Consider the following 21808-nt stretch of genomic DNA (forward strand, 5'->3'; position numbering starts at 1 on the left):
TCTACATCATCGACAAGAGAGGGCGGCGCTTTAAGGGACTTACGCCTTGAGGGACATAAGACCTATAGAACAGCAAAGACTCTCTGCCTATAACAGAGAGCCTCCACCTCGAACCTATTCCAAGAAATCCTTCAGCCGTTTGCTGCGGCTAGGATGGCGAAGCTTGCGAAGCGCCTTTGCTTCAATCTGGCGAATCCGCTCGCGTGTTACGCCGAATACTTTGCCCACTTCCTCGAGCGTACGAGTACGCCCGTCATCCAATCCGAACCGAAGTCTAAGCACATTCTCTTCGCGCTCAGTCAACGTATCCAGCACGTCTTCCAGCTGTTCCTTAAGCAGCTCGTAAGCTGCGGCATCAGCCGGCGCCAGAGCCTCCTGGTCCTCAATGAAATCACCCAAATGCGAATCGTCTTCCTCGCCGATTGGCGTCTCTAGCGATACCGGCTCTTGAGCAATCTTCATGATTTCCCGCACTTTGTCCGTGCTAAGATCCATTTCGGCTGCAATTTCTTCCGGCGTAGGTTCGCGTCCCAGCTCTTGCAGCAGCTGACGGGAAACCCGGATAAGCTTGTTGATCGTCTCAACCATATGAACCGGAATCCGGATCGTCCGGGCTTGGTCAGCGATAGCGCGTGTAATCGCTTGACGAATCCACCACGTCGCATACGTACTGAATTTAAAGCCTTTTTGATGGTCGAACTTTTCAACGGCTTTAATCAGACCCATATTGCCTTCCTGAATAAGATCCAAGAAAAGCATGCCGCGGCCGACGTAACGTTTCGCGATGCTGACAACCAGACGAAGATTGGCTTCCGCAAGACGGCGCTTCGCTTCCTCGTCGCCCTTCTCAATCCGTTTGGCAAGCTCGATTTCGTCATCGGCCAACAGCAGCGGAACCCGTCCAATTTCCTTCAGATACATGCGGACCGGGTCGTTGATCTTAATGCCCGGCGGCAGACTCAGGTCGTCGTCGAAGTTAAAATCGTCGCTCTCGCGTTCCTGTTCTTCACCAAGTGGAGCAGGGCCTTCATCGCGCTCATTGGTTACTTCAATACCGAGGTCGTCGAGCTGTTCAAAAAATTCATCGATTTGTTCTGGCTCTTGGTCAAAAGGAGCCAATTTATCCATGATTTCTTTATAAGACAGGGAAGACCGCTTTTTCCCCTGTTCAATAAGCTGTTCCTTGACGAGCTCCATTTTTTGTTCGTTGTCCAGCTCTGTGTGTTGGTCATTCGCCATATTCCCGACTCCCTCCTCCCTAGAAAGGATCATCCTGCCGTTCCTTGAGCTGTCTTTCTAGGGCGATAATCTCAACTTGGATCTTTGCCGCTTTCAGCACATCGCCGGCTTTCTCCGCTCGCAGCGCTTCTTCCCTGCGAATCTCGATTTCCTTAAGACGAGGCACTTTTTGAATTTCATGAATGTATGCCGCAAGCAATTGCTCGTCGAAAGGAGATGCGTCCTCGTTCATCAAAATGGAAGCAGCTGCTCTTTCCAGGCGTTCATCCTGCAAGGAAGCGCAATACCGACTGGCATCCGGTTCGTGTCCCTGTGCGTAGTAAGCGTATAGATAAGCGGCAAGCGCCGCATGATCCTCTACATTAAATGCATCTCCGAGCCGGTCATATACGCTCCGCGCTATTTCCGCATCCCGCATCATCACACTAAGCAGTCGACGCTCCGCACGCTGGTAGGCGGGCAGCAGGGCTGGCGCCTTCGACGCACGCCTTGTTTCATTCCTACCATTATTCCACGAATTGTCGTTCTTATCCCTGTCCGGTTTTGATTTCTGCCGCTCGCTCCAGATGCTGTGGCAGTCCTGCTTAAGCGACTCCAGGGAAATTTCAAACTCGCGCGAAAGTTCCTTCAGATAAACTTCCTGCTCCGTGCGGGAATCCAGTTCCGCCACTATGCCGACTGCTTCCATGACATAGTTTTTGCGGCCCTCTTCTCCTATGAGTGTATGATTCCTGCGGGAATATAATAGCTTAAATTTAGTTACGGATACGGGATGCTCGATAACCTCTCTTATGAAGGTTTCCGCACCAAAACGCGTAATATGCTCGTCCGGGTCCATGCCCTTCGGAAGGATGGCAACAAGCGCCCTCAATCCCGACTTTTCGAGAATCGGAATAGATTTCATAACGGCGGCTTGTCCAGCGTCATCCCCGTCATAACAAAGGATGACTTCGTCCACCTCTCGATTAAGCAGCACGGCGTGTTCGTCAGTCAAAGCGGTTCCCATTGTGGCAACTCCATTTTTGACTCCGGCCGACCAAGCCTTAATCACATCCATATATCCTTCGAACAGGACAGCGGAACGCTTTTTACGGAAAACGGGCCGGGCCGCATGCAGCTGATACAGCAGCTTGCTCTTGGCAAACAGCTTCGTTTCCGGCGTATTTAAATACTTGGGCTTTGAGTCATCCATGACACGGCCGGCAAAACCGCATATTTTGCCGTCCTTGGCCCGGATCGGGAACATGATGCGGGCGCGAAATCGATCCACATACCCGCTTCCGTCGTTTTTGGCCGAAAGCAGACCCGCTTTTTCCAGCAGCTCGGGCTCGTAGCCCCTCGATTGCAGAAATCTGGTTAGCGTGTCCCACCCGTCGGGCGCAAATCCGATGGAAAATTCGTCGATCAGCCTGCCGCTCAATCCCCGCTTCAGCAAGTAAGCTCTGGCTTCCTGACCTTGCGCGGAATTGTTAAGCAAGTAATGATAAAACTTGGCGGCAAGCTCATGCGCCTCATAAGCGGCGTCGAGCTCAGGATCACGCGGTGAAGAGCCCTCCGAGGACGATTCCCAAGTAATGGGCATCCCTGCCTGCTCCGCCAAGTAGCGGACGGCTTCCGGGAAGCTGTATCCCTCAATCTCTTCCATAAACCGAATGACATTGCCGCCCTTGCCGCAGCCGTAACAATGAAAAATTTGCAGCTCGGGCGTCACCGTAAAGGATGGTGTACGCTCCGAGTGGAACGGGCACAATCCCTTCATATATTTGCCGTTCTTGGTCAGATGAACGTACTTTCCGACGGTGTCAACAATTTCATGATGCCGGCGCACTTCTTCAATTACGCTTTCCGGAATCTTGGCATAGGCCACTCGTTCATCACCTTCGTCTAAATAACACGTATTACTATTCGCTGGTCCTAAACGTTTTCCTGCCTTGCAAGTAAAAGTTTTGTCAGCTTTTGTTGAAAGGCTGTCTTATCCTCGGCTGTCATCGGTTTAGGCCCTTTTGTCCTGCCGCCGCTGCGCCGGATGACGCTATGCTCATGGCGCTGGGCCATAAGGGCATCCATCGTTTCGTCCCGGTACACTTTTCCGCGAAAGCCGATAGCCTGGGCGCCCTTGGCGAGCGCCACAGCCGCCAGGCCGTAATCGCCCGTAACGACAATATCCCCGCGGCCGACCCGGTTCAAAATGTACAGGTCCGCCGATTGGCTGCTCCGGTCCACATGGGCAATTTCCATTCCAGGCTCCGGCTGCAGATGATGGTCATAAGAAGCAACCATCAGCACCGGCACCGACATGGGAAAAGCGACGTCCATGATTTCCCGTTTAACCGGACAAGCGTCCGCATCCACGACTATGCGCAAATCACCCAAATGCAACGCCTCCCTTGCATAAACGGCAGAGCAGGCGCGGTATATGCCGTTTAGCTGACTAGCTGCCGCGAATCCGCTCCATAATGATGCTTGCCGTCTCTTCCACTGCACGATGGGATACATCCATCGTGAAACATCCGATTCGGTCCGTAATTTCCTTGGCGTAGGCCAGCTCCCGTTCAATGCGCTCAGCCGTTGCATAGGAGGCGCTGTCGGGAAGACCTAGCGCCTTCAAACGTTCCTTGCGGATGACGTTCAAATAATGAACGCCGATCGTCAGCCCGATTACCCGTTCCTTCGGAATGGTGAACAGCTCCTCGGGCGGCTTCAGCTCCGGTACAAGCGGCACGTTGGCCACTTTGTATTTTTTGTGCGCAAGATACATGGAAAGCGGTGTTTTGGAAGTTCGCGAAACGCCTACAAGTACAATATCGGCTTTTTTGATTCCAGTTGTATCTCTGGCGTCATCATATTTTACCGCGAATTCCACCGCTTCAACCTTGCGGAAATAATCTTCGTCAAGCACATGGTTAAGTCCTGGTTCCTGCCTGGATGGCATACCGGTCTTTAATTCAAGGCTGTGAATGAGCGGTCCCAGCAAATCGATCGTTTCAACCGAGCTGTCTTCGCCGAGTCTGACCATCGCTTCCCGCAGATGCGGAAGCACGAGCGTATAAAGAATGATGGCTCCATTGCTTTTCGCCAGCTCCACCACTTTGGCGAGCGCCGCTTCGTCCGTGACGAAGGGCACCCGGCGGATTTGAGGAACGATGGGATGAAACTGTGCGGCTGCTGCGCGAACAACCAAATCCCCGGTATCGCCTGCGGAATCCGACACGACATAAACAATGACATCCCGATTGTACGCGTTTAGGCTCAATGAACCGCCCTCCTTTTATTAGGACCAGACCAGCTTGGAAAAATCCGCGTAAGCGGCGGCATCGCGTGCAATGCCCGATAGCAGCGCCAGACGGTTGCGGCGTACCGCCTCATCCTCGGCCATAACCATAACGGAATCAAAAAACGCCGTAATTGGCTCGCGCAGCTCCGTAAGACGGTTTAATGCCGCAGCTGCGTCGCCTGCAGCGAGCGAACGGTGGAACTGCACGCTAACTTCGGCAGCCGCTGCATATAGGCGTTTTTCGGCGTCAGCTTCCAGAAGATCAGCGTTCACAGCCGCATCCGGCTCTGCCTTAGCGGCCAAGTTCGCCGTACGCGTAAGCGCGTCTACAACAGACTTAAATTCCTCGCGTTCCTGACCGGCCGCTCGAGCAAGAAGAACAGCTGCCCGTCTTACCGCCAGGTTAAGGTCATCAAAACCGGCTGCAAGAGCCGCGTCGATTACATCGTAGCGGTTGCCTTGTTCAGTCAGCACATTTTTGAGACGAAGAGCGAAGAAATCGTAAAGATCTTTACGGATATCGCTCCGGTCGCGTTTCAAGCCGCGCTCTTCATGAGAAGCAAGCGCCAGATCGAACAGCTCCGTCAGCGTAACGGGAAGCTGATGGGCCATCAGCGTCTGCACAATGCCCGCTGCCTGCCGTCTGAGCGCATAAGGGTCCTGAGAACCGGTCGGGATTATGCCTATCGAGAAACAGCCGACAATGGTGTCCAGTTTATCCGCAAGGCTAACCAAAGCGCCCGGCAGGGAAGCCGGAGCGGTATCGCCCGAGAAGCGAGGCTGGTAATGCTCGTTAATAGCCTCAGCGACTGATTCGCGTTCGCCGGCTTTGCGCGCGTAGTCTTCGCCCATAATGCCTTGCAGCTCAGGGAATTCGTACACCATCTGCGTCACGAGGTCGAACTTGCAAATTTCGGCGGTGCGAACCGCGTCGCTTGCCGTCTGCTCCTCTGCGCCCGCAGCGGCGGCAATGCCTGCCGTAAGCTTCACAATGCGGCGCACCTTGTCCGCCACCGTGCCAAGCTCTTCATGGTAAACGATCGTTTCCAGCTTTTGCAAAGCAGTGCCGATCGCCAGCTTCTGATCTTCCGCATAAAAGAACTTAGCGTCCGACAGACGAGCGCGAAGCACCTTTTCGTTGCCCTTGGCGACGTTCTCCAGCGATACGGCGTTGCCGTTGCGGACCGTCACAAAATAAGGCAGCAGCTTGCCGGAATCGTCAAGCACCGGGAAGTAGCGCTGATGCTCGCGCATCGACGTAATCAGCACCTCTTGCGGAATTTCCAGGAAGGCTGGATCAAAAGAACCGAACAGCACGGTAGGCGTTTCGACAAGGAAAAGCACCTCTTCCAGCAAATCGTCCTTAATCGTAATCGTCCATCCGCGCTGCTGAGCCAGCTCTTTGATCCCGTCGACGATCAGCTCCTCACGCTCGGCGATGTCGGCAATGACATGCTGCGAACGGAGCGCTTCAACATACTCGGAAGGCTGGCTGATAACGGCATCTCCGCCAAGGAAGCGATGGCCGCGCGTAACGTTGCCGCTGCTGACGCCGGCGATTTCCATAGGGACAATATCCGAGCCGTACAGGGCAATAAGCCATTTAATTGGACGCACAAATTTCAGCTCGTATGCGCCCCAGCGCATGTTTTTCGGGAATGTCATCGACGTTACGATTCCCGTCAGTCCTTCAGCCAGCACCGAAGCCGTATCTACGCCGAGACTGGATTTGTTGGCGTACACGTACTCCACGCCCGCAAGCTCTTTAAAAAACAATGCCTCGGGCTCTACGCCTTGGCTGCGTGCGAAGCCAAGCGCCGCTTTGCTCCAGTTGCCTTCGGCATCCTGGGCGATTTTGCGGGAAGGGCCTTTAACCTCTTCGTTTACATCCGATTGTTTCTCCTCAACCGACTCGGCCAAAATGGCAAGCCTGCGCGGAGTTGCATAAGCCCGCACTTCTCCATGGCCAATGCGCGACTCGTCGAGCCACTTGACGATGCGCTCCTGCAGCTGGTTCACGGCCGCGCGCACAAAGCGGGCTGGCACTTCTTCCAATCCGATTTCGAACAGCAGATCCTTAGCCATTCTGCTCCACCTCTTTCTTCAGCAGCGGGAAGCCGAGGCGCTCCCTCTCCTCCAGATAAGTCGCCGCGCATGCGCGGGCCAGATTCCGAACGCGCTGAATGTAGCCTGTACGCTCCGTTACGCTGATGGAGCCGCGCGCATCCAGCAAATTAAACGTGTGCGAGCATTTAAGCACATAGTCGTAAGCAGGAAAAACAAGGTTTTGCTCCATCGCGCGGCGCGCTTCCTCTTCGTACATGGAGAAGAGCTGGAACAGCATTGCGGAGTCGCTCGTTTCAAATGTGTATTTGGAATGTTCATATTCGGGCTGCAGGAATACGTCGCCGTAAGTGACGCCGTCTACCCACTCCAAGTCGAACACGTTCTCTTTTTCTTGTATATAGGAGGCAAGACGCTCCATTCCATACGTAATCTCAACCGCTACCGGGCTAGCATCGATTCCGCCAACCTGCTGGAAATAGGTAAACTGCGTAATTTCCATTCCATCCAGCCATACTTCCCAGCCAAGACCCCAAGCGCCAAGCGTCGGAGATTCCCAGTTATCTTCTACAAAACGAATATCGTGATGCAGCGGATCGATTCCGAGGCGCTGTAAACTTTCCAGGTACAGCTCCTGAATGTTGTCCGGCGACGGTTTCAGAATAACCTGAAACTGATGATGCTGATAAAGACGGTTCGGATTTTCCCCGTACCGGCCGTCAGCCGGGCGGCGGGATGGTTCAACGTAAGCAACGTTCCACGGCTCAGGCCCGATGGAGCGCAGGAAGGTCATCGGATTCATCGTACCGGCGCCCTTCTCCGTATCGTACGGCTGGACCAGAATGCAATTCTGCTCGGCCCAGAATTGCTGGAGCGTCAGAATCATGCCTTGAAAATTCATAGTTGGCCACTCTCCTTTTCGGATCTAACTGACTTGCCGGAGTTTACCGGCTGTTTGGGGATCAGATCATAGGAAGGGCCCCCAGAGACGCCAAAAAAACCCCCGTCCCTACGTCTGCGCCACAGACGTAGGGACGAGAGCTTACATCTCCCGCGGTTCCACCCTACTTGGCCTCCAAAACCACGCCAAACCGGCGCGGTCAGCAAGCCCGCTTTCCTGAAATCACGTACTCCGGAGTGCCTCTCGTCTGTTTATTCCGACCAGGCTTCCACCGTCCCTGGCTCGCTGATTCTATCTTGCGGAATGGGTAAACAGACTTTCTTCTCCATCATCGTCCGTCTAAGCATATTTTCTCATTGTAGTAGAATCTAATCTCTGTGTCAAGACAACAATTCGGAGGCAATTACTCTCCATCTTGGACTTCCTTTTCATCCGGTATAGCCTGATCCGGTTCGGACTCTTTGTGCTGCCGCCTGCGCTCTGCCGCCTGGGCCGCCGGAGCCGAGAAACGATCCAGCTGATCCAGAAACCCCCTCGTTTTGAGGCGCAAATCAAGATGAGTGTCCATCAGAGAGCGCAAAGCCGTCTTAAGCTGCTGTCTCGTATTGGGCCTGACCTGTATCGAACCAAGACGGCGAAGATCAATGGCCGAGAAGAGTCTCAGCAGCTTGTAGGTGCCTTCTTCCAGCAACATGGCTGCGGGATCACGGCTTATGCAGCGTCTGCAAAGGATGCCTCCGCTCTGGGGACTGAGGCGATAGGGTCCTTGATCCGAGCCGCAGCCGACGCATGTTTCAAGCTGAGGGGCATAGCCGGCCGCTTCGAGAATTTTCATTTCGAATAAATGAATGACAATGGCGGCATCTTTACCTTCTCGAAGAGCGTCGTAACAAGCCTTCAGCTGATGAAACAAATACGCGCCCGCTTCCTCGTCCTGAAAAGCACGGTCGCAAAGCTCCGCCGCATAAGCCGCGTAAGCCGACAGCTCGATATCTTCCCGCAAACGATGGTTGGATTCCATAATCTCGCCTGCGTTCAGCTGGCCGAGCCCGGCATTGCGGAAATAAACGAATTCTCCATAGGTAAATGGCTGTACCAGCGATGTATGACGGCTGCGGACTTTTTTTGCGCCGCGCGCCATAATGCCTACTTTACCCGCAGAATCAGTCAGCAGCGTGACAATTTTGTTGCCTTCCCCGTAGTCCGTGCTGCGGATGACGATGCCCTCCACACGGTAAATCATACGCCTCACTCTCCTCTATCGGACAGGAAGCCTCGCCCTGCGTTAAGCTCATGCGCAAGCATGTTAACAGGTGAACATGCGGACATGCCAAAACGTCCGGAGCATGCGGCTCCGGACGGGCACAGAAACATGGCAGGATCGCCGGGGCAAGCCTTGCGGCTAAACCGTCATTGCCTCCCGGCTTCCATCCGCAAGCTCCGCGGTTCCCGCGTCGACTGCAGCGGCCGCATCCCCGCTTCCCGCCTCGCGAAGCTGATCCACTTCCTTGTAAAGCAAAAACGATTCAACATCACCGGTCATCGCAAAATACGTCCACGAAAAATCCCGCATGCCTTATCTTCCTTTCGCTTTCAAAGTGGCTGGCTTAGCGCTCTGGCCTCTTTAGAATGCGATAAAAGAAGGGTAAGTATGCTGTCAAAAAAAGGGGGTTAAATGGATCGAGCGGCCGCGGCTCGTTTCACCGGCTTTCAAAACCCGCGATTACTCGTTACGGTACCCAAGATCCTTGAGCACGCGCTCGTGGTTGCGCCAATCTTTTTTCACCTTCACCCACAGCTCAAGGAACGTCTTTGAGCCAAGCAGCGATTCAATATCCCGTCTCGCTTCTTTGCCGACTTCTTTAAGCAGCGCGCCTTGTTTACCGATAATGATGCCCTTTTGGGAATCCCTCTCGACATATATAACCGCACCGATATAAACAACGCCGTTCTCCTGAACCTTCATGTCCTCGATCGTAACCGCGATTGAATGCGGAATTTCCTCGCGCGTCTTCTGCAAAATCTTCTCGCGGATCATTTCCGCGCAGACGAACTGCTCCGGGTGATCCGTCACCTGATCGGCCGGATAGTACTGAGGTCCCTCCGGCAAATAACGGTCCAGCTGATTCAGCAGCGTGTCGATGTTATTGCCCTGCAGCGCCGAGATCGGAATGATCTCCGCAAAATCGTACATGTCCTTGTACTGGATAATAGTCTGCATCAGCTTCTCGTCATCAATCTTGTCGATTTTGTTGAGAATGAGGAAAACCGGCGTTTTGACGGACTTCAGACGTTCGATGATAAAACGGTCGCCGCCGCCGAAACCTTCCGACACGTCGATGAGGAACAGTACGGCCTCAACCTCGGACAGCGCGCCCTCGGCGGCCTTAATCATATAATCGCCAAGCTTGGAATTCGGTTTATGAATGCCCGGCGTATCCAGAAAGACGATTTGTGAATTGTCGCGGGTCAGCACACCGTGAATTTTGTTGCGCGTCGTCTGCGGCTTGTCCGACATGATTGCGATCTTCTGGCCGATCATCTTGTTCATGAGCGTCGACTTGCCCACATTTGGACGTCCTACAATGCCGACAAATCCGGAGCGAAACTTAGGCTCAGCTGTGCTGGAGCCTTTTTTACCTTGGGGACCTGCCATTAAAGCGTCGCCTTCCCTTCATCCGGACGGCTCTCAAGCGAAAAGGCACCGGGCAGCAGCTCCGAAACCGTCATGACGCTGCGCGCTCCTGTCAGATTTGTCATAATAACCGGCATGTCCGGGCTGCACAGCTCGGACAGCACTTGCCGGCAAACGCCGCAAGGTGAAATAGGTCCAGCCGTATCGCCTACGACGAGAATCGCCTGGAATGAACGGGGAGCGCAGCCGTCGGCAATGGCGCGGAAAAGCGCCGTGCGCTCCGCGCAGTTGCACGGGCTGTAAGCGCCGTTTTCGACGTTGCAGCCTTGATGGATATGTCCGTGCTCATCCAGCAGCGCGGCGCCTACCCGGAAGTTGGAATAAGGCACATAAGCCTTTTTCATCGCTTCACGCGCTTGCTCTGATAGCTGCTGCGTCAATTGTTCCGTTATGTTCGTCATGCTTTATGTCTCTCCCTCAGCCATTTTAAATTGCCAGAAGCCGCCATAACGGCGGCCCCAAAACGAATAACCCGATAAAAACGGAAGCGCCTGCGCAAACAAGCACTGCTCCCGATGCAGCATCCTTAGCCAGCTTGGCCAATGGATGAAATTCTCCACCGCAAGCCAGATCCGTAACTCTTTCAACTGCTGTATTAACGAGCTCTGCCATTATGACTAGCGCAATCGCCAGAATGAGAATAGCCCAATCCAGCGATTCGAGCCGGAGTACCGCTGCCAGCGTCAGCACACCCAATCCTGCTGTTATATGAATTTTCATATGTTTTTCGGAACGGATCGCATACACGATGCCCGACCAGGCGTAAGATAAGCTCCGCATGAATCCCATCGGCGTCTCAGCCCCTCGTTAAACCTGCTTGCTGAAGGACCGCTTCTTGTTTGGCGGTCATCACAGCCTCGGACGCGTCATCCTGATGATCGTAGCCGATTAAATGCAGGAAACCGTGCACAAACAGAAACCCGATTTCCCTTTCCAGGGAATGCCCGTATTCTTCCGCCTGCCGCGCCGCCGTTTCAACCGAGATGATAATATCACCAAGCGGCTCCGCAAAAGGCAGCTCTTCATCTTCCTCCACTTCGTACACGATGTCAAGCTCCTCGTCGGATTCCTCCTGCATCGCAAAGCTCAGCACATCCGTAGGACGGTCGATGCCGCGGTACTCGCGGTTCAGCTCATGAATACGATTATCGTCAACAAAGGTGACCGCAACTTCACCTTCCGTAATTCCTTCCGCTTGTCCAGCCAGCACCAGCAGCTGCTCCAGCCTTGTTCCCCATTGTGCGGGGATGTCCATGATTTCCTGCTCGCTGCTCCAATCCATTGTCAAACTCATGCCAGCTTCTCCTTTGTTTTAACCTCTTCCGGATATTCAATCCGGGAATGGAAGATGCCGATTACAGCTTCCTTCAGCGTCTGGCCGATTTTGTCCAGTTCCTTGAGCGTTAAGTCGCACTCATTGAACTGGCCGTCGTCCAGACGGCTTTTAATAATTTTCTGAATCATCGACTCCACGTTTTCCATCGTCGGGTTCCGCAAGCTTCGCACGGCCGCTTCCACGCAGTCCGCAATGCCGACAATCGCCGCTTCCTTAGATTGCGCTTTAGGGCCGGGATAACGGAAATCATCCTCCGTGAAATCCGGCTCGATTCCGTCCTCCTCCGCTTGTTTAACCGCCTTGAAATAGAAAAACTTGAGCGAGGTGGTGCCATGATGCTGTTCGGCAATGTCGCGCAGCGGCTTCGGAATATTGTGCTGCTTAAGCATCTCCACTCCGTCCCTGGCATGGGCCACGATGATGGATTTGCTCAGCTTAGGGTCCATGCTGTCATGCGGATTTTCCATGTTGGACTGGTTCTCGATGAAATAATTCGGGCGCTTCGTTTTTCCGATATCGTGATAAAACGACCCGACGCGGCATAACAGCCCGTCCGCCCCGATCGCCTCAGCCGCCGCTTCCGACAGGTTGCCAACCATGACGCTGTGGTGATACGTTCCCGGCGTCTCCGTCAGCAGCTTGCGCAGCAGCGGATGGTTGGGACTGGACAGCTCAACAAGCTTGAGCGCGGACAGAATGCCGAAGCTGAGCTCAAAAAACGGCATCAGGCCGATAACGAGCACCGCCGTAATCAGACCGCTGGCAAACGCAAAACCAAGAGAATATAGAATTTCCGACCGGTCCGGCAGCGTGCCAAGCAGCAGTACAGCAAGCACCGTAACCGTGCCAAACAGACTCGCCATAATGCCCGCTTTGAGAATCGCGGAGCGCTGGCTGGCCCGGTGCACCGTAAAGATCGCGCTAAACGACACGACGCTGATGACAAACCCGTACTTGAAATCAAAAATCAGGCTTGCATCGTGATTAAAGATAATGCTGCCCATGATCGCAAAAATAAACGAGCTGACAATCGCTAAATGCTTGTCCAGCAGCAGCGTAATCAGCATCGTGCCGACTGCTGCAGGCGCCAGATAGCCGACATAGGGCATCGAGCTGGATTGCGCCAGCGCTGTCGCCTGCATCATGACAAAGTTAAGCACCAGGATGAGCCATAACATGAACAGATGCATGTTGTTGTACCGCGGCTTTACGCCGCCGATCCGCCCCGTCTGGTAAAGATACACGACAATAACGCTCAAAAACAGCAGGCTGGTCAGCAGCAGGCCGATCTGCGGCAAATAATTGCGCTGTCCGCCCAGCAGTCCCGCTCCTTCAAGCATGTCGTATTTCTCCTGCGTAATCAGCTCGCCCTTTTTGACGACGACTCCGCCTTCCTTGATGATAACCGGCGTTGTATTCTCGCGCGCCAGCTGACGTGCTTCCTCCGTCGCCGCCGTATCCAGGAACTTGTTCGGCATGAGCGTCATTCGCGCAAGCTCCTGTACGATTTCACGGGTCGAGCGCTGCGTCAGCGAGCTTGCGTTGACGAGCTCGGCTACTTTGGAGCGCGCAGCCTCCGCCTCGCGAATCGGCTCCGCGGACAGCTTGCGGGCGACGTTGATCGCCACCTGGCGCATCTCCGTCAGCTGTGCGGCTGTCAGCGAGGGCAGCTTGTAAAACACCTCTGCCGGAACCGAGTAGCTTTGTGCTTTGGCAACGCGGGACATTTCCGCCAGCAGCTCGTCGCTCATATCCGCCTTGCCGGTATTCGTCCGTACAAACTCGTCGATATACTCCAGGTAATACGACGGGATTTCGTTTTGATAAATCTCAATTTTATCGCTTGCGCTGACGCCCTCATCCTGGTTCAACAGCTCGACCCGGTTGAAAATCCGGTTCAGAATCGATTCCGGTTTCAGCGGCAGTGAGCTGGAGATCGGTTCCACCGATTCGGCTGCCTGCTCCTGTGCTTTAGCGGTTGCGATTCTATCCTCTACGCTTTTGGAAGCGACGATATCCCGATTGCTCTCTTCGTTCAGCGTGATGTTGTACGTCTGAGGAACCAGATGCGGCGAGAGATTGAAATAGAACAGCAGCACGAACAAAACGCAGAGCGCCAGGCGGATGCCCGTGCTCTGCTTCCAGCTGGCTGCCCATGAAGGCTGTTCGGCCGCACTCCGGCTGTCTTCCTTATTCCGGCTCATGCAGGCAACAATCCTCTCTATGCTTGATTTTCGGCATCCTCATTGTAAGCCAGAATGATTTTTTGAACGAGCGAATGGCGGACGACGTCTGCTTCCGTGAATATAATGAATCCGATTTCGGGAATGTTCGCAAGAATGCGCTGCGCTTCCATTAAGCCAGACCTTTTGCCACGCGGCAAATCGATCTGCGTAACGTCGCCGGTAATGATCATTTTGGATCCGAAGCCAAGACGGGTCAGAAACATCTTCATCTGCTCCGGCGTTGTATTCTGCGCTTCGTCAAGAATAATATAAGAATCATCCAGCGTTCTTCCCCGCATGTAGGCCAGCGGCGCGATCTCGATAATTCCTCGTTCAAAAGCTTTAGCCGTCGCCTCCGGCCCCAGCACGTCGTGCAGCGCATCGTAAAGCGGTCTCAAATAAGGATCGACCTTCTCCTGCAGATCGCCCGGCAGAAAGCCCAGATTCTCGCCGGCTTCAACGGCCGGACGGGTCAGCAGAATCTTTTTTACCGCGCCTTCTTTAAGCGCTGCGACCGCCATTACAACAGCCAAATAGGTTTTGCCCGTACCGGCCGGCCCGATGCCAAATACGATATCCTTGGCCTTGACCGTCTTTACGTAGTGGCGCTGTCCAATCGTTTTAACACGAATCGGCTTGCCGCGGAACGTCGTTGTCAGTTCCATTTTGAACAGGTCGAGCAGCTGATCCGCCTCAAGCGTGCGCGACAGCTCAAGCGCATAATGCATGTCCCGTTCGGAAGGCGTATAGCCGCCTCGAATCAGCTGGAGTAAAACATTGTAAAGCTGCTCCAGAGATTCGACTTCCTGCTGGGGTCCGGAAATGACAATCTCTGCTTCGCGGGAGCGGATCGTTGATTCCGTCTGCGCCTCGATAAGTCTCAGGTAGTGGTCGCGGGGGCCGAATAGCGCAAGCCCTTCCGCCGCGTTGTCCAGTGCAATTTTTACGGTTTTCGTCTCAGTCAGCAAACGTTCCTCATTCTCCTTGCATCTGAACTAGTGGCATTTCCTTCACGATAGACTGGTCCACTTCCAACAGAACTTTCATATAAACTTTACCATTGTCCGACTTCTCATGCAAAATTTTTTGCTCTTTGACGACAGCATCCGTACCCGCTTTCGACAGCACATCCGCCCTTGCCTGCAGCAGCCCCAGCGCCGCCGCTTCCTCCTGGGTCAATGTTCTGCTATCCGTTCTCATTTCCATAACCGTTTCTTTAAGCCTGCCGATAGGCAGCTTTTTGTCCCGCCAGCCCAGCTGCTGCAGCTGTTCGCGCGTCTGGGACGCCTGAAACGGATTTTTTCCGAAGCCGCTCACCTGCAGGGCCCGTCCGAACAAGACGAGCGACCATTTGGTCTTCGTTTCACCCGTATATACATTCGTCTTTTGCACAAGCGGCGATACGATATTGTATTCGTACCAGACAAGCCCGCGCACCTCCGCATCCGCCACGACTGTCGCTGTGTTGGCGCCTTCGCCGATGATGCCGGAAACGAGCACCTGCCCCTTTTTGACGCGCGTGTTGACGTGAACGACGGGTTTTCCTTTATCCGCGATAATCCGGGTTATGACCGCATCGGACGTAGAAACAAGATGGCGCGGATTTTGCAGGCTGGGATCGGCCGGTTTTTTGGTTTCAACAACCTGCACAATGAGCCTTGTCCCTCTTTTTTCGACACCGATCCATGCCGCATCCGGCAGCCGCTGGGCTAAACGTTTTGAGAGATCCGCCGGTTCCGGCAGCTTCCACTGCCACTGAAACGGGTATACCCCCTCCGCCTTGGCCGCAGTAAGCAGATCCTCCGTCTTAATCCTATCATTCCCTCGCACCTCAACGTTCCAAACGAGGGACGAAAGCAAATACATGCTGACAAAAAAGATCACGATGCCTACGGCAAAAAACTTGCGTTTGCCCGCCTTTTCCAGCCAAAACGGCAGGCCGCTGCGTCCGGTCACATGAATCCGGCAGCCTGTCCGCTTCAAATAAGGACGGAGCCGGAAAAAATCCGGCACAGTCAAGGAAAACTCCATTCGGTCCGGGCTTGTCCGGCGGATGGACCAGAGCGCCAGACCGTCCGCCAGGGCAGCATTGACGAGCGCTTCCTGCTCGCCCCCTCTGATCTGGACCGTTGCGATCCCCTGCACCTTTTGCAGCCATCCCTCTTTCATCGCTGCCCCCCCCCTTCCATCAGCTGAATGGATTGAATTTTGCCTTCTATAAATACTTCCTCCGTCCAAATCGTGCGAATAATCAGGTCCGTTCCGGTTACCTCCAGCACACCTTGGCTAAGCTGCAGACGCAGCTGCTCGGAGGAAAAATGCAGTACGCCACGATGGTTCTCGATATAAAGCTGCCGGTCGCCGATCATCGTCATCCGCGGCAGATCGAAAGCGACATCCTGGGGCAGGTCAAGAATATCGGCGGTTAATTTGCGCAGCTTGCGGTTCAGCTTGCCCATAGGGGTGTCCCGTCTCCCTCCATGTCGCATTCATCTTTCAATACCTATGCCGCAAAGCCGATGTTTATGAAAAAACAGCTGCTCTCTGCCGGTCGAATCTCAATGATCTTCCTCATCCCGGCATCATAAAAAACGCCTTCTTTCCGTCAAAGCGGAAAAAAGGCGTTTCTAAATTAAACCTGCATGTAATTGCGCTGACAACAGTTAGCGACGTCCGTGCTTTCGCGAGCGCGGCGGGCCTAAAATTTCCGCCCACAGCACCGCCTGCCGCAAATCTTCGCCTGTTAAACGGCGAGCTGCACCCAACCCGTTTTCGTCCGGGTGAGACATACTTGCGCCAAGCTTATCCATCGTTGATCTGCTGCCGACTGTACTCGCCGCAGCCACTGCCGGGCGAGCCGCCTCGGAATGCACGTGACCAAAGGGACTGGTGCGGCTGTCGCGGGGCTGGGAATGCCATTGGCCTTCTGCATCTTCCCCAGGCGCATTACGGCCCCCAAATCCCCTATTATCCGGCGCAGAGTCAGACCATTCGCTGCTCCGCCCTTCGGATGACGAATTCTGCTCATATCTTTCGCTGTCATCCGTATACTCCTGCCATTCGCTGGAACGTCCTTCATCTCCGCCTGTGCCTTCGGCCTCCGCATCTGAATGCATCGGCCGGACTGCAGGACGCCCAATCGGTCCCGTCTGTCCTTGCCTGGACGCCGGCTGCCGCTCAAGCGGCGAAGCAGATGGACGGCTTGGAAAAACAGGCATGCCGCCCCCGCCAAAATCCGGCATTCGCCCCGGCGGCTTCGGCTTCTGCCCTTGGCCCTGGTTTTGAAAAAGCTTGCCAATCAGCGATCCGACCGCTCCTAAAATGACAAATACAACAACAATATTGCTCAACACAAAATTAAGCAATGTTTGCAGGAGATTATCCAAAACCGATGTTCACCTCCCATGCAGCGCAGCTTGCGCTGACCGTATTGACCCATTCGGTCATTCGTTCGGTTTATTGTCGTCAGCCGATCCTTCCGGCTTGGCGATGCTGCTGCGCATTTGGGTGTCGGCTTCGAGGTTTTTCAGATTCATATAATCCATCACGCCCAGCTTGCCGGATTTCAACGCTTCCGCCATTGCCAGCGGCACTTGCGACTCGGATTCAACGACGAGCGCTCTCATTTCAACGACCCGCGCTCTCATCTCCTGCTCCTGAGCGACAGCCATTGCACGGCGTTCCTCCGCTTTTGCTTGCGCAATCCGCTTGTCGGCTTCCGCCTGCTCGGTTTGCAGGTTGGCGCCGATATTTTTGCCTACGTCCACATCCGCAATATCAATGGACAAAATCTCGAAAGCTGTTCCGGCGTCAAGACCTTTGCCGAGCACAGTGCGGGAAATCATATCCGGGTTTTCAAGCACGTCCTTATGGGAAGAGGAGGAGCCGACAGTTGTAACGATACCTTCGCCAACACGGGCAATAATCGTTTCTTCACCTGCGCCGCCGACGAGCCTTTCAATATTCGCACGAACCGTTACGCGGGCTTTTACTTTAACCTCAATTCCGTCTTTGGCCACTGCGGCCACAACCGGCGTTTCAATTACTTTCGGGTTAACGCTCATCTGAACGGCCAGCAGCACGTCGCGGCCAGCCAGATCGATCGCTGCGGCGCGGGCGAATTCAAGCTCGATGTTCGCACGCTGGGCGGCAATTAGAGCATTGACGACACGGTCGACGTTACCGCCGGCCAAATAGTGGCTTTCCAGCTGATTGATCGACAAACCAAGGCCGGCCTTGGTCGCCTTGATCATCGGATTGACGATCCGGCTTGGCGTAACCCGGCGAAGACGCATCGCAACTAGCGTAATAATGCCGATTCTGACTCCGGAAGCAAGCGCGGATATCCACAGCATAATCGGGAAAAAGCTGAGAAATACTGCGATTACAATCAGCGCCACAATTCCCGCGATTACATAACCGATTGAATTAAGTTCCATATCTTTGATTCGACTCCTTTAAAATAGATGGTAGGTTACATTTGCTTAAACTTGCCTTACGATAACTCGGGTCCCGTCAACCTTATACACCTTGACCATCGCATTTTGAGCGATAAATTCTCCCGACGTCACAACGTCGATGCGCTCTCCGCCGATGTCAACGATTCCCGCAGGCCGCAAAGGAGTTATCGTAACTCCCTCTTGATGAAGAAGAGCCGCTCTGGATTCAGCAGATACAAACCCTTCTTCCGATGTGAGCTGTTCCTTCAGCACGAAGCGGTTCCAAATTCCCCGTTCCTTGAATCGGCGCGCAATAAGCGTAACGACGATAAGCGCAGCTGCAAATGCGGACAGCATGCTAATAAGCGCCGTATCGCTGTCCTCGAAGCTGAACAGAATTGCCCGGACGAGCGCAGCCACCCCCAGTATGCCCAGTATTCCAAAACTTGGAACAAACAGCTCCAGAACGAGCAGCACGATTCCAATGACGAAAAAAAACACATCAAGCCCTTCGCTGTAACCCGCCTGATGCCCGCCGAGAAAAAATAAGCCGAAGCCGATAATGCCCGCCAGACCCGGAAGTGCAAAGCCGGACAACAGAAGCGCAAGCATCGTGCCCGTAAAACCGACAAACAGCAGCAGCGCGGCGACATATGGATTCGCCAAGGCAATCTCTGTTGGTTCACTCACTCCTGAAGCGAATGCTGGAGCCGCTTGGATCATCAGCAGCATGACTGCTGCAGCGAGGCTTGAGACCGTCTGTCTTAGCCTTTTCAATCAAACACCCCCGTTTCCATTGCTTTGTAATCGCTCCTTGAACCTTCCCGCCGCCAGTCAGGACAAGCCTGGCACCCGTTGATTCCCAGGTTGCAGCGCTCAATAATTCAGCTCTTAAGCAAATCTTACTCCTTGTTACGGTAAAATACACCTTTCGTTCCGATAAATTTCAGGCGATCACACCAAAAAACACTCCCTCGGGAGGGAGTGTTGTTGTGGTCCGAGATTATGGCAGAAATTGCTGTACCGCTTGATTTACTAGCTTACCGTCAGCGCGTCCCTTTACTTTAGGCATAAGGGCACTCATGACTTTGCCCATATCGGCCTTGGAAGAAGCACCGGTTTCCTGGATCGTCTGCTCTACAATTGCTTTGATTTCTTCTTCGGTCAGCTGTGCGGGAAGGTAGACACTAATAATATCAATTTCTGCTGCGACATCTTTTACAAGATCGTCACGGCCGGCTTTTTGAAATTCTTGGAGGGAATCTTTACGCTGTTTGATTTCGCGACTAACGATGTCAAGAATCTCACCATCCTCAAGCGGACGCTTAAGGTCGATTTCCTGATTCTTAACAGCTGCACGCACCATGCGGATAGTGGTCAAGCGGAACTTGTCCTTGTCCCTCATGGCTTGTTTCATGTCGTCGTCCAATCTTAGGCTAAGGCTCATTTCGGAAGGATCCTCCTAAAACTTTCTCTTGCGCGCAGCCTCGGATTTCTTCTTGCGCTTAACGCTCGGCTTTTCGTAATGCTTGCGTTTCTTCACCTCAGCCAGGACGCCGTCCTTAGCAATGGAGCGCTTGAAGCGGCGGAGTGCAGCATCGATGGTTTCATTTTTGCGAACTTTCGTTTCAGACACTTGTTATCCCTCCCTCCGAAACAGACGGTCCAGAAGATGAACACGGCTAATCAAATTTCATTATAGTTGATGGAAAGAGCAAGTGTCAACTCGAATGCCCTTCCAACAATGCGCCAAGCGGACGACCGCCTAAAAGATGGAAATGAAGGTGGTATGCGGTCTGTCCTCCGTCGGAATTGCAATTGTTGATCAGGCGATAGCCAGACTCCGCAATTCCTTCTTCCTTGGCAATTTTTTGCGCAGTCAGCAGCACTTCTGCCAGCAGCGCGGCATCCTCCGGAGCAACATCGTTCATTGTCGGAATATGACGCTTCGGAATAACGAGAATATGTACAGGCGCCGCCGGAACGATATCGCGGAAAGCCAGCACATGGTCGTTTTCAAACACTTTGGTCGACGGGATCGATCCTTCAACGATTTTGCAGAAAATACAGTCGCTCATCCGACAGCTCCTTTCGAATTCTCCCCTTATTGTAGCTCATTCTCCGCTTATCGTCTAACGTTTAACACAGCCGGGGGCTTGTCCTTACCTTTCTCACAATATCCGTAATACCTGACCTGCTGGTTCGTCCAAAAAACCAAGCGGCGCAGCAGCATAACGGGCCGGGGAGTCCGCTGAGCTGGTGCACCGCTGTCGGATGTTTTTGTTACAGGAAAGGAAGCAGAGTCAGTCCGGCCAAAGCCGCGAGCGGGAATACGGCACGGGCGAAACGGCGGCGCGGATAATAAGGGTAAGGATAGAGCGGCGGATAAAAACCAGGGCCAAAGCCGGGACCGAAGCCGGGACCGAAGCCAGGGCCGCCGATGAAAGCGCGCGGATCGATTTCATTCATCCCGCAAGGAACAGCCAGACAAACGTACTCATCGTCATGATGCTCGATGAAGCCATCGACGCACCAGCCGTCCTTCGTATGGGCCAGAACGTAGCGATGTTTGTGGCTGTCGCAGAAATGCTTCATTTCGGGCTTCTCCATGACGACTACAATGGTGTTGTTGATCGTCGTGGATGGCGCGGGCGCAACTGGCATCGGCATTGGCATCGGCATCGGAGTCGGCTGCGGAATTACCGCTGTCGGCGCTTTTGTCGGCATTGCTGCTGTAGGGGCTTTTGTCGTCGGCATTGCCGCCGTAGGCGCCTTTACCGGTGCCGGTGCAGCTGGTTTAGCTGCCGTCGGCGCTTTAAGCGTAGCTGTCGGGGCTTGCGTCACCGGAACAGTAGTAGCCGCCGGGCTTGCTACAGGATTGACAGGTTCCATTGAGAATATCATCTCCTCAATCATCGTTCTGCCTTATCCTATGCAGCCCATGGGCGGCTGGTTATTTGTCCCGATAAAAATATATTATGCCTGAATTATGATGCAGGCGGCGTATAGGCCGAAACGATGCGGGCCATCTCAAGCGCCGCCTCCTTCCAGGTTTTTTCGGCAAGAAGCGTTAAATAGCGTTCGCGGGACTCGATCGACGTATCAACCTTTGCGGCCTGCTCAACCAGCTTGTTTAACACATCTTGCAATTTCTGCTGTTCCTCCGGCGTTCCTTCCATCGCTGTTTTCAGCACGGACACCTGCAGCGCAAACACAGAGTTTTTATATTCCTTAGGCCAATCCGCAGAACTATCGCTCAGCTCTTGCCCTGCTTGAAGCAGCTCTGCCAGAGGCATTTCGGTCAATCCCGACTCATTAAAGCTATAAAGGGGCTCAAGCACCGTTTCGGGCTTAAGCATGCCATAATAGACCTTGAGCTGATTGTCGCGGTCAGCCGGACCGTCCTCCCGCACTTCCTTCCAGGCGGCAGCCGCTTTTGTCAGGCTGTCCTGGGTTTCCTTCCATTGCAGAAAAATCAGCTCGCCTTTCTTTGCGCGCTCCTGCTGCCCGTTCTGCAAATAATGAGCATACAAAAATACATTGCCGATCAGGCTTGCCGTCAACAGCACGAACAAAACGGCCGTCGTCATGCTGCGCCCTGATTTTGGCTGAGGCTCTTGCGTCACGCTTATCGT

General features: G+C 53.9%; 25 protein-coding genes. 1 reads left to right on the top strand and 24 read right to left on the bottom strand.

The features are described 5' to 3' along the window. Nucleotides 1–114 precede the first annotated feature (114 nt). The 23 genes from rpoD to M3223_RS03285 form a co-directional block, all read right to left on the bottom strand. Complete coding sequence (gene rpoD / locus M3223_RS03175; protein ID WP_251558859.1) at nucleotides 115–1239, bottom strand: RNA polymerase sigma factor RpoD; 1125 nt, start codon at nucleotides 1237–1239, stop codon at nucleotides 115–117. A 19-nt stretch (nucleotides 1240–1258) separates the two neighbouring features. Next, complete coding sequence (gene dnaG / locus M3223_RS03180; RefSeq protein WP_251558861.1) at nucleotides 1259–3106, bottom strand: DNA primase; 1848 nt, start codon at nucleotides 3104–3106, stop codon at nucleotides 1259–1261. A gap of 47 nt (nucleotides 3107–3153) precedes the next feature. Further along, on the bottom strand, nucleotides 3154–3612 hold the full coding sequence (locus tag M3223_RS03185; protein WP_251558862.1) for a YaiI/YqxD family protein: 459 nt from the start codon (nucleotides 3610–3612) through the stop codon (nucleotides 3154–3156). Nucleotides 3613–3670: 58 nt separating this feature from the next. Then, a complete protein-coding gene (locus M3223_RS03190) occupies nucleotides 3671–4492 on the bottom strand; it encodes a pyruvate, water dikinase regulatory protein (protein ID WP_251558864.1) in 822 nt (273 codons plus the stop codon). A gap of 18 nt (nucleotides 4493–4510) precedes the next feature. Further along, a complete protein-coding gene (gene glyS / locus M3223_RS03195) occupies nucleotides 4511–6598 on the bottom strand; it encodes a glycine--tRNA ligase subunit beta (RefSeq protein ID WP_251558866.1) in 2088 nt (695 codons plus the stop codon). Further along, entirely contained in the window at nucleotides 6591–7478 is an 888-nt protein-coding gene (glyQ, locus tag M3223_RS03200; protein WP_251558868.1) for a glycine--tRNA ligase subunit alpha, read from the bottom strand. The genes glyS and glyQ overlap by 8 nt, the downstream gene beginning before the upstream one ends. Before the next feature lie 403 nt (nucleotides 7479–7881). Next, nucleotides 7882–8721, bottom strand: a complete 840-nt coding sequence (gene recO / locus M3223_RS03205) for a DNA repair protein RecO (protein ID WP_251558870.1) — start codon at nucleotides 8719–8721, stop codon at nucleotides 7882–7884. A 159-nt stretch (nucleotides 8722–8880) separates the two neighbouring features. Then, complete coding sequence (locus M3223_RS03210) at nucleotides 8881–9051, bottom strand: YqzL family protein (protein ID WP_251558873.1); 171 nt, start codon at nucleotides 9049–9051, stop codon at nucleotides 8881–8883. Between the two features lie 150 nt (nucleotides 9052–9201). After that, complete coding sequence (gene era, locus M3223_RS03215; protein WP_251558875.1) at nucleotides 9202–10134, bottom strand: GTPase Era; 933 nt, start codon at nucleotides 10132–10134, stop codon at nucleotides 9202–9204. Continuing rightward, nucleotides 10134–10574 carry a cytidine deaminase gene (cdd, locus tag M3223_RS03220; RefSeq protein ID WP_251558877.1) on the bottom strand — a complete coding sequence of 147 codons (441 nt, stop codon included), beginning with the start codon at nucleotides 10572–10574 and terminating at the stop codon, nucleotides 10134–10136. The genes era and cdd overlap by 1 nt, the downstream gene beginning before the upstream one ends. 25 nt (nucleotides 10575–10599) lie before the next feature. After that, a complete protein-coding gene (locus M3223_RS03225; protein ID WP_251558879.1) occupies nucleotides 10600–10962 on the bottom strand; it encodes a diacylglycerol kinase family protein in 363 nt (120 codons plus the stop codon). 7 nt (nucleotides 10963–10969) lie between these two features. Beyond that, the gene (gene ybeY, locus M3223_RS03230) at nucleotides 10970–11467 is read right to left on the bottom strand and encodes an rRNA maturation RNase YbeY (RefSeq protein ID WP_251558881.1); all 498 of its coding nucleotides are present in this window, start codon (nucleotides 11465–11467) and stop codon (nucleotides 10970–10972) included. After that, nucleotides 11464–13713 carry an HD family phosphohydrolase gene (locus M3223_RS03235; protein ID WP_251558883.1) on the bottom strand — a complete coding sequence of 750 codons (2250 nt, stop codon included), beginning with the start codon at nucleotides 13711–13713 and terminating at the stop codon, nucleotides 11464–11466. Before M3223_RS03235 ends, ybeY begins: the two co-directional genes overlap by 4 nt. A 17-nt stretch (nucleotides 13714–13730) precedes the next feature. Further along, nucleotides 13731–14702, bottom strand: coding sequence for a PhoH family protein (locus M3223_RS03240; protein ID WP_251558885.1), 972 nt, complete (start codon nucleotides 14700–14702; stop codon nucleotides 13731–13733). Between the two features lie 7 nt (nucleotides 14703–14709). Then, a complete protein-coding gene (yqfD, locus tag M3223_RS03245; RefSeq protein ID WP_251558887.1) occupies nucleotides 14710–15903 on the bottom strand; it encodes a sporulation protein YqfD in 1194 nt (397 codons plus the stop codon). Beyond that, the gene (gene yqfC / locus M3223_RS03250) at nucleotides 15900–16193 is read right to left on the bottom strand and encodes a sporulation protein YqfC (RefSeq protein WP_251558889.1); all 294 of its coding nucleotides are present in this window, start codon (nucleotides 16191–16193) and stop codon (nucleotides 15900–15902) included. The genes yqfD and yqfC overlap by 4 nt, the downstream gene beginning before the upstream one ends. Nucleotides 16194–16397: 204 nt before the next feature. After that, a complete protein-coding gene (locus M3223_RS03255) occupies nucleotides 16398–17120 on the bottom strand; it encodes a hypothetical protein (RefSeq protein WP_251558891.1) in 723 nt (240 codons plus the stop codon). 57 nt (nucleotides 17121–17177) lie between these two features. After that, nucleotides 17178–18173: a flotillin-like protein FloA gene (floA, locus tag M3223_RS03260; RefSeq protein WP_251558893.1), complete on the bottom strand. Its 996-nt coding sequence runs from the start codon at nucleotides 18171–18173 to the stop codon at nucleotides 17178–17180. A 45-nt stretch (nucleotides 18174–18218) separates the two neighbouring features. Further along, a complete protein-coding gene (locus M3223_RS03265) occupies nucleotides 18219–18950 on the bottom strand; it encodes an NfeD family protein (protein ID WP_251558895.1) in 732 nt (243 codons plus the stop codon). Between the two features lie 226 nt (nucleotides 18951–19176). After that, entirely contained in the window at nucleotides 19177–19620 is a 444-nt protein-coding gene (locus tag M3223_RS03270) for a GatB/YqeY domain-containing protein (protein ID WP_251558898.1), read from the bottom strand. A 15-nt stretch (nucleotides 19621–19635) separates the two neighbouring features. Beyond that, nucleotides 19636–19809 (bottom strand): 30S ribosomal protein S21, encoded by a 174-nt coding sequence (rpsU, locus tag M3223_RS03275; protein WP_005547957.1) that lies wholly within the window; start codon nucleotides 19807–19809, stop codon nucleotides 19636–19638. Nucleotides 19810–19894: 85 nt separating this feature from the next. Next, entirely contained in the window at nucleotides 19895–20251 is a 357-nt protein-coding gene (locus M3223_RS03280) for a histidine triad nucleotide-binding protein (RefSeq protein ID WP_251558900.1), read from the bottom strand. 205 nt (nucleotides 20252–20456) lie between these two features. Next, on the bottom strand, nucleotides 20457–20768 hold the full coding sequence (locus M3223_RS03285) for a hypothetical protein (protein WP_251558902.1): 312 nt from the start codon (nucleotides 20766–20768) through the stop codon (nucleotides 20457–20459). 13 nt (nucleotides 20769–20781) lie between these two features. On the opposite strand from M3223_RS03285, the gene M3223_RS03290 reads away from it, so the two are divergent. After that, a complete protein-coding gene (locus M3223_RS03290; RefSeq protein ID WP_251558904.1) occupies nucleotides 20782–21159 on the top strand; it encodes a hypothetical protein in 378 nt (125 codons plus the stop codon). 1 nt (nucleotide 21160) lies between these two features. On the opposite strand, the gene M3223_RS03295 is transcribed toward M3223_RS03290, so the two are convergent. After that, nucleotides 21161–21799 carry a hypothetical protein gene (locus M3223_RS03295; RefSeq protein ID WP_251558906.1) on the bottom strand — a complete coding sequence of 213 codons (639 nt, stop codon included), beginning with the start codon at nucleotides 21797–21799 and terminating at the stop codon, nucleotides 21161–21163. Nucleotides 21800–21808: the final 9 nt, after the last annotated feature.

The organism is Paenibacillus pasadenensis (assembly GCF_023715725.1).
Lineage (GTDB): Bacteria > Bacillota > Bacilli > Paenibacillales > Paenibacillaceae > Paenibacillus_O > Paenibacillus_O pasadenensis_A.

Bases quoted from the DNA above. Each gene is read 5' to 3' on its own strand.
- M3223_RS03280 (WP_251558900.1), bottom strand. From the start codon at position 20,251: ATGAGCGACTGTATTTTCTGCAAAATCGTTGAAGGATCGATCCCGTCG.
- yqfD (WP_251558887.1), bottom strand. From the start codon at position 15,903: ATGAAAGAGGGATGGCTGCAAAAGGTGCAGGGGATCGCAACGGTCCAG.
- ybeY (WP_251558881.1), bottom strand. From the start codon at position 11,467: ATGAGTTTGACAATGGATTGGAGCAGCGAGCAGGAAATCATGGACATC.
- recO (WP_251558870.1), bottom strand. From the start codon at position 8,721: ATGATTTACCGTGTGGAGGGCATCGTCATCCGCAGCACGGACTACGGG.
- M3223_RS03290 (WP_251558904.1), top strand. From the start codon at position 20,782: ATGACGACTACAATGGTGTTGTTGATCGTCGTGGATGGCGCGGGCGCA.
- era (WP_251558875.1), bottom strand. From the start codon at position 10,134: ATGGCAGGTCCCCAAGGTAAAAAAGGCTCCAGCACAGCTGAGCCTAAG.
- M3223_RS03270 (WP_251558898.1), bottom strand. From the start codon at position 19,620: ATGAGCCTTAGCCTAAGATTGGACGACGACATGAAACAAGCCATGAGG.
- M3223_RS03225 (WP_251558879.1), bottom strand. From the start codon at position 10,962: ATGGGATTCATGCGGAGCTTATCTTACGCCTGGTCGGGCATCGTGTAT.
- glyS (WP_251558866.1), bottom strand. From the start codon at position 6,598: ATGGCTAAGGATCTGCTGTTCGAAATCGGATTGGAAGAAGTGCCAGCC.
- yqfC (WP_251558889.1), bottom strand. From the start codon at position 16,193: ATGGGCAAGCTGAACCGCAAGCTGCGCAAATTAACCGCCGATATTCTT.
- rpoD (WP_251558859.1), bottom strand. From the start codon at position 1,239: ATGGCGAATGACCAACACACAGAGCTGGACAACGAACAAAAAATGGAG.
- M3223_RS03210 (WP_251558873.1), bottom strand. From the start codon at position 9,051: ATGCGGGATTTTTCGTGGACGTATTTTGCGATGACCGGTGATGTTGAA.
- M3223_RS03235 (WP_251558883.1), bottom strand. From the start codon at position 13,713: ATGAGCCGGAATAAGGAAGACAGCCGGAGTGCGGCCGAACAGCCTTCA.
- glyQ (WP_251558868.1), bottom strand. From the start codon at position 7,478: ATGAATTTTCAAGGCATGATTCTGACGCTCCAGCAATTCTGGGCCGAG.
- M3223_RS03285 (WP_251558902.1), bottom strand. From the start codon at position 20,768: ATGAAGCATTTCTGCGACAGCCACAAACATCGCTACGTTCTGGCCCAT.
- floA (WP_251558893.1), bottom strand. From the start codon at position 18,173: ATGGAACTTAATTCAATCGGTTATGTAATCGCGGGAATTGTGGCGCTG.
- cdd (WP_251558877.1), bottom strand. From the start codon at position 10,574: ATGACGAACATAACGGAACAATTGACGCAGCAGCTATCAGAGCAAGCG.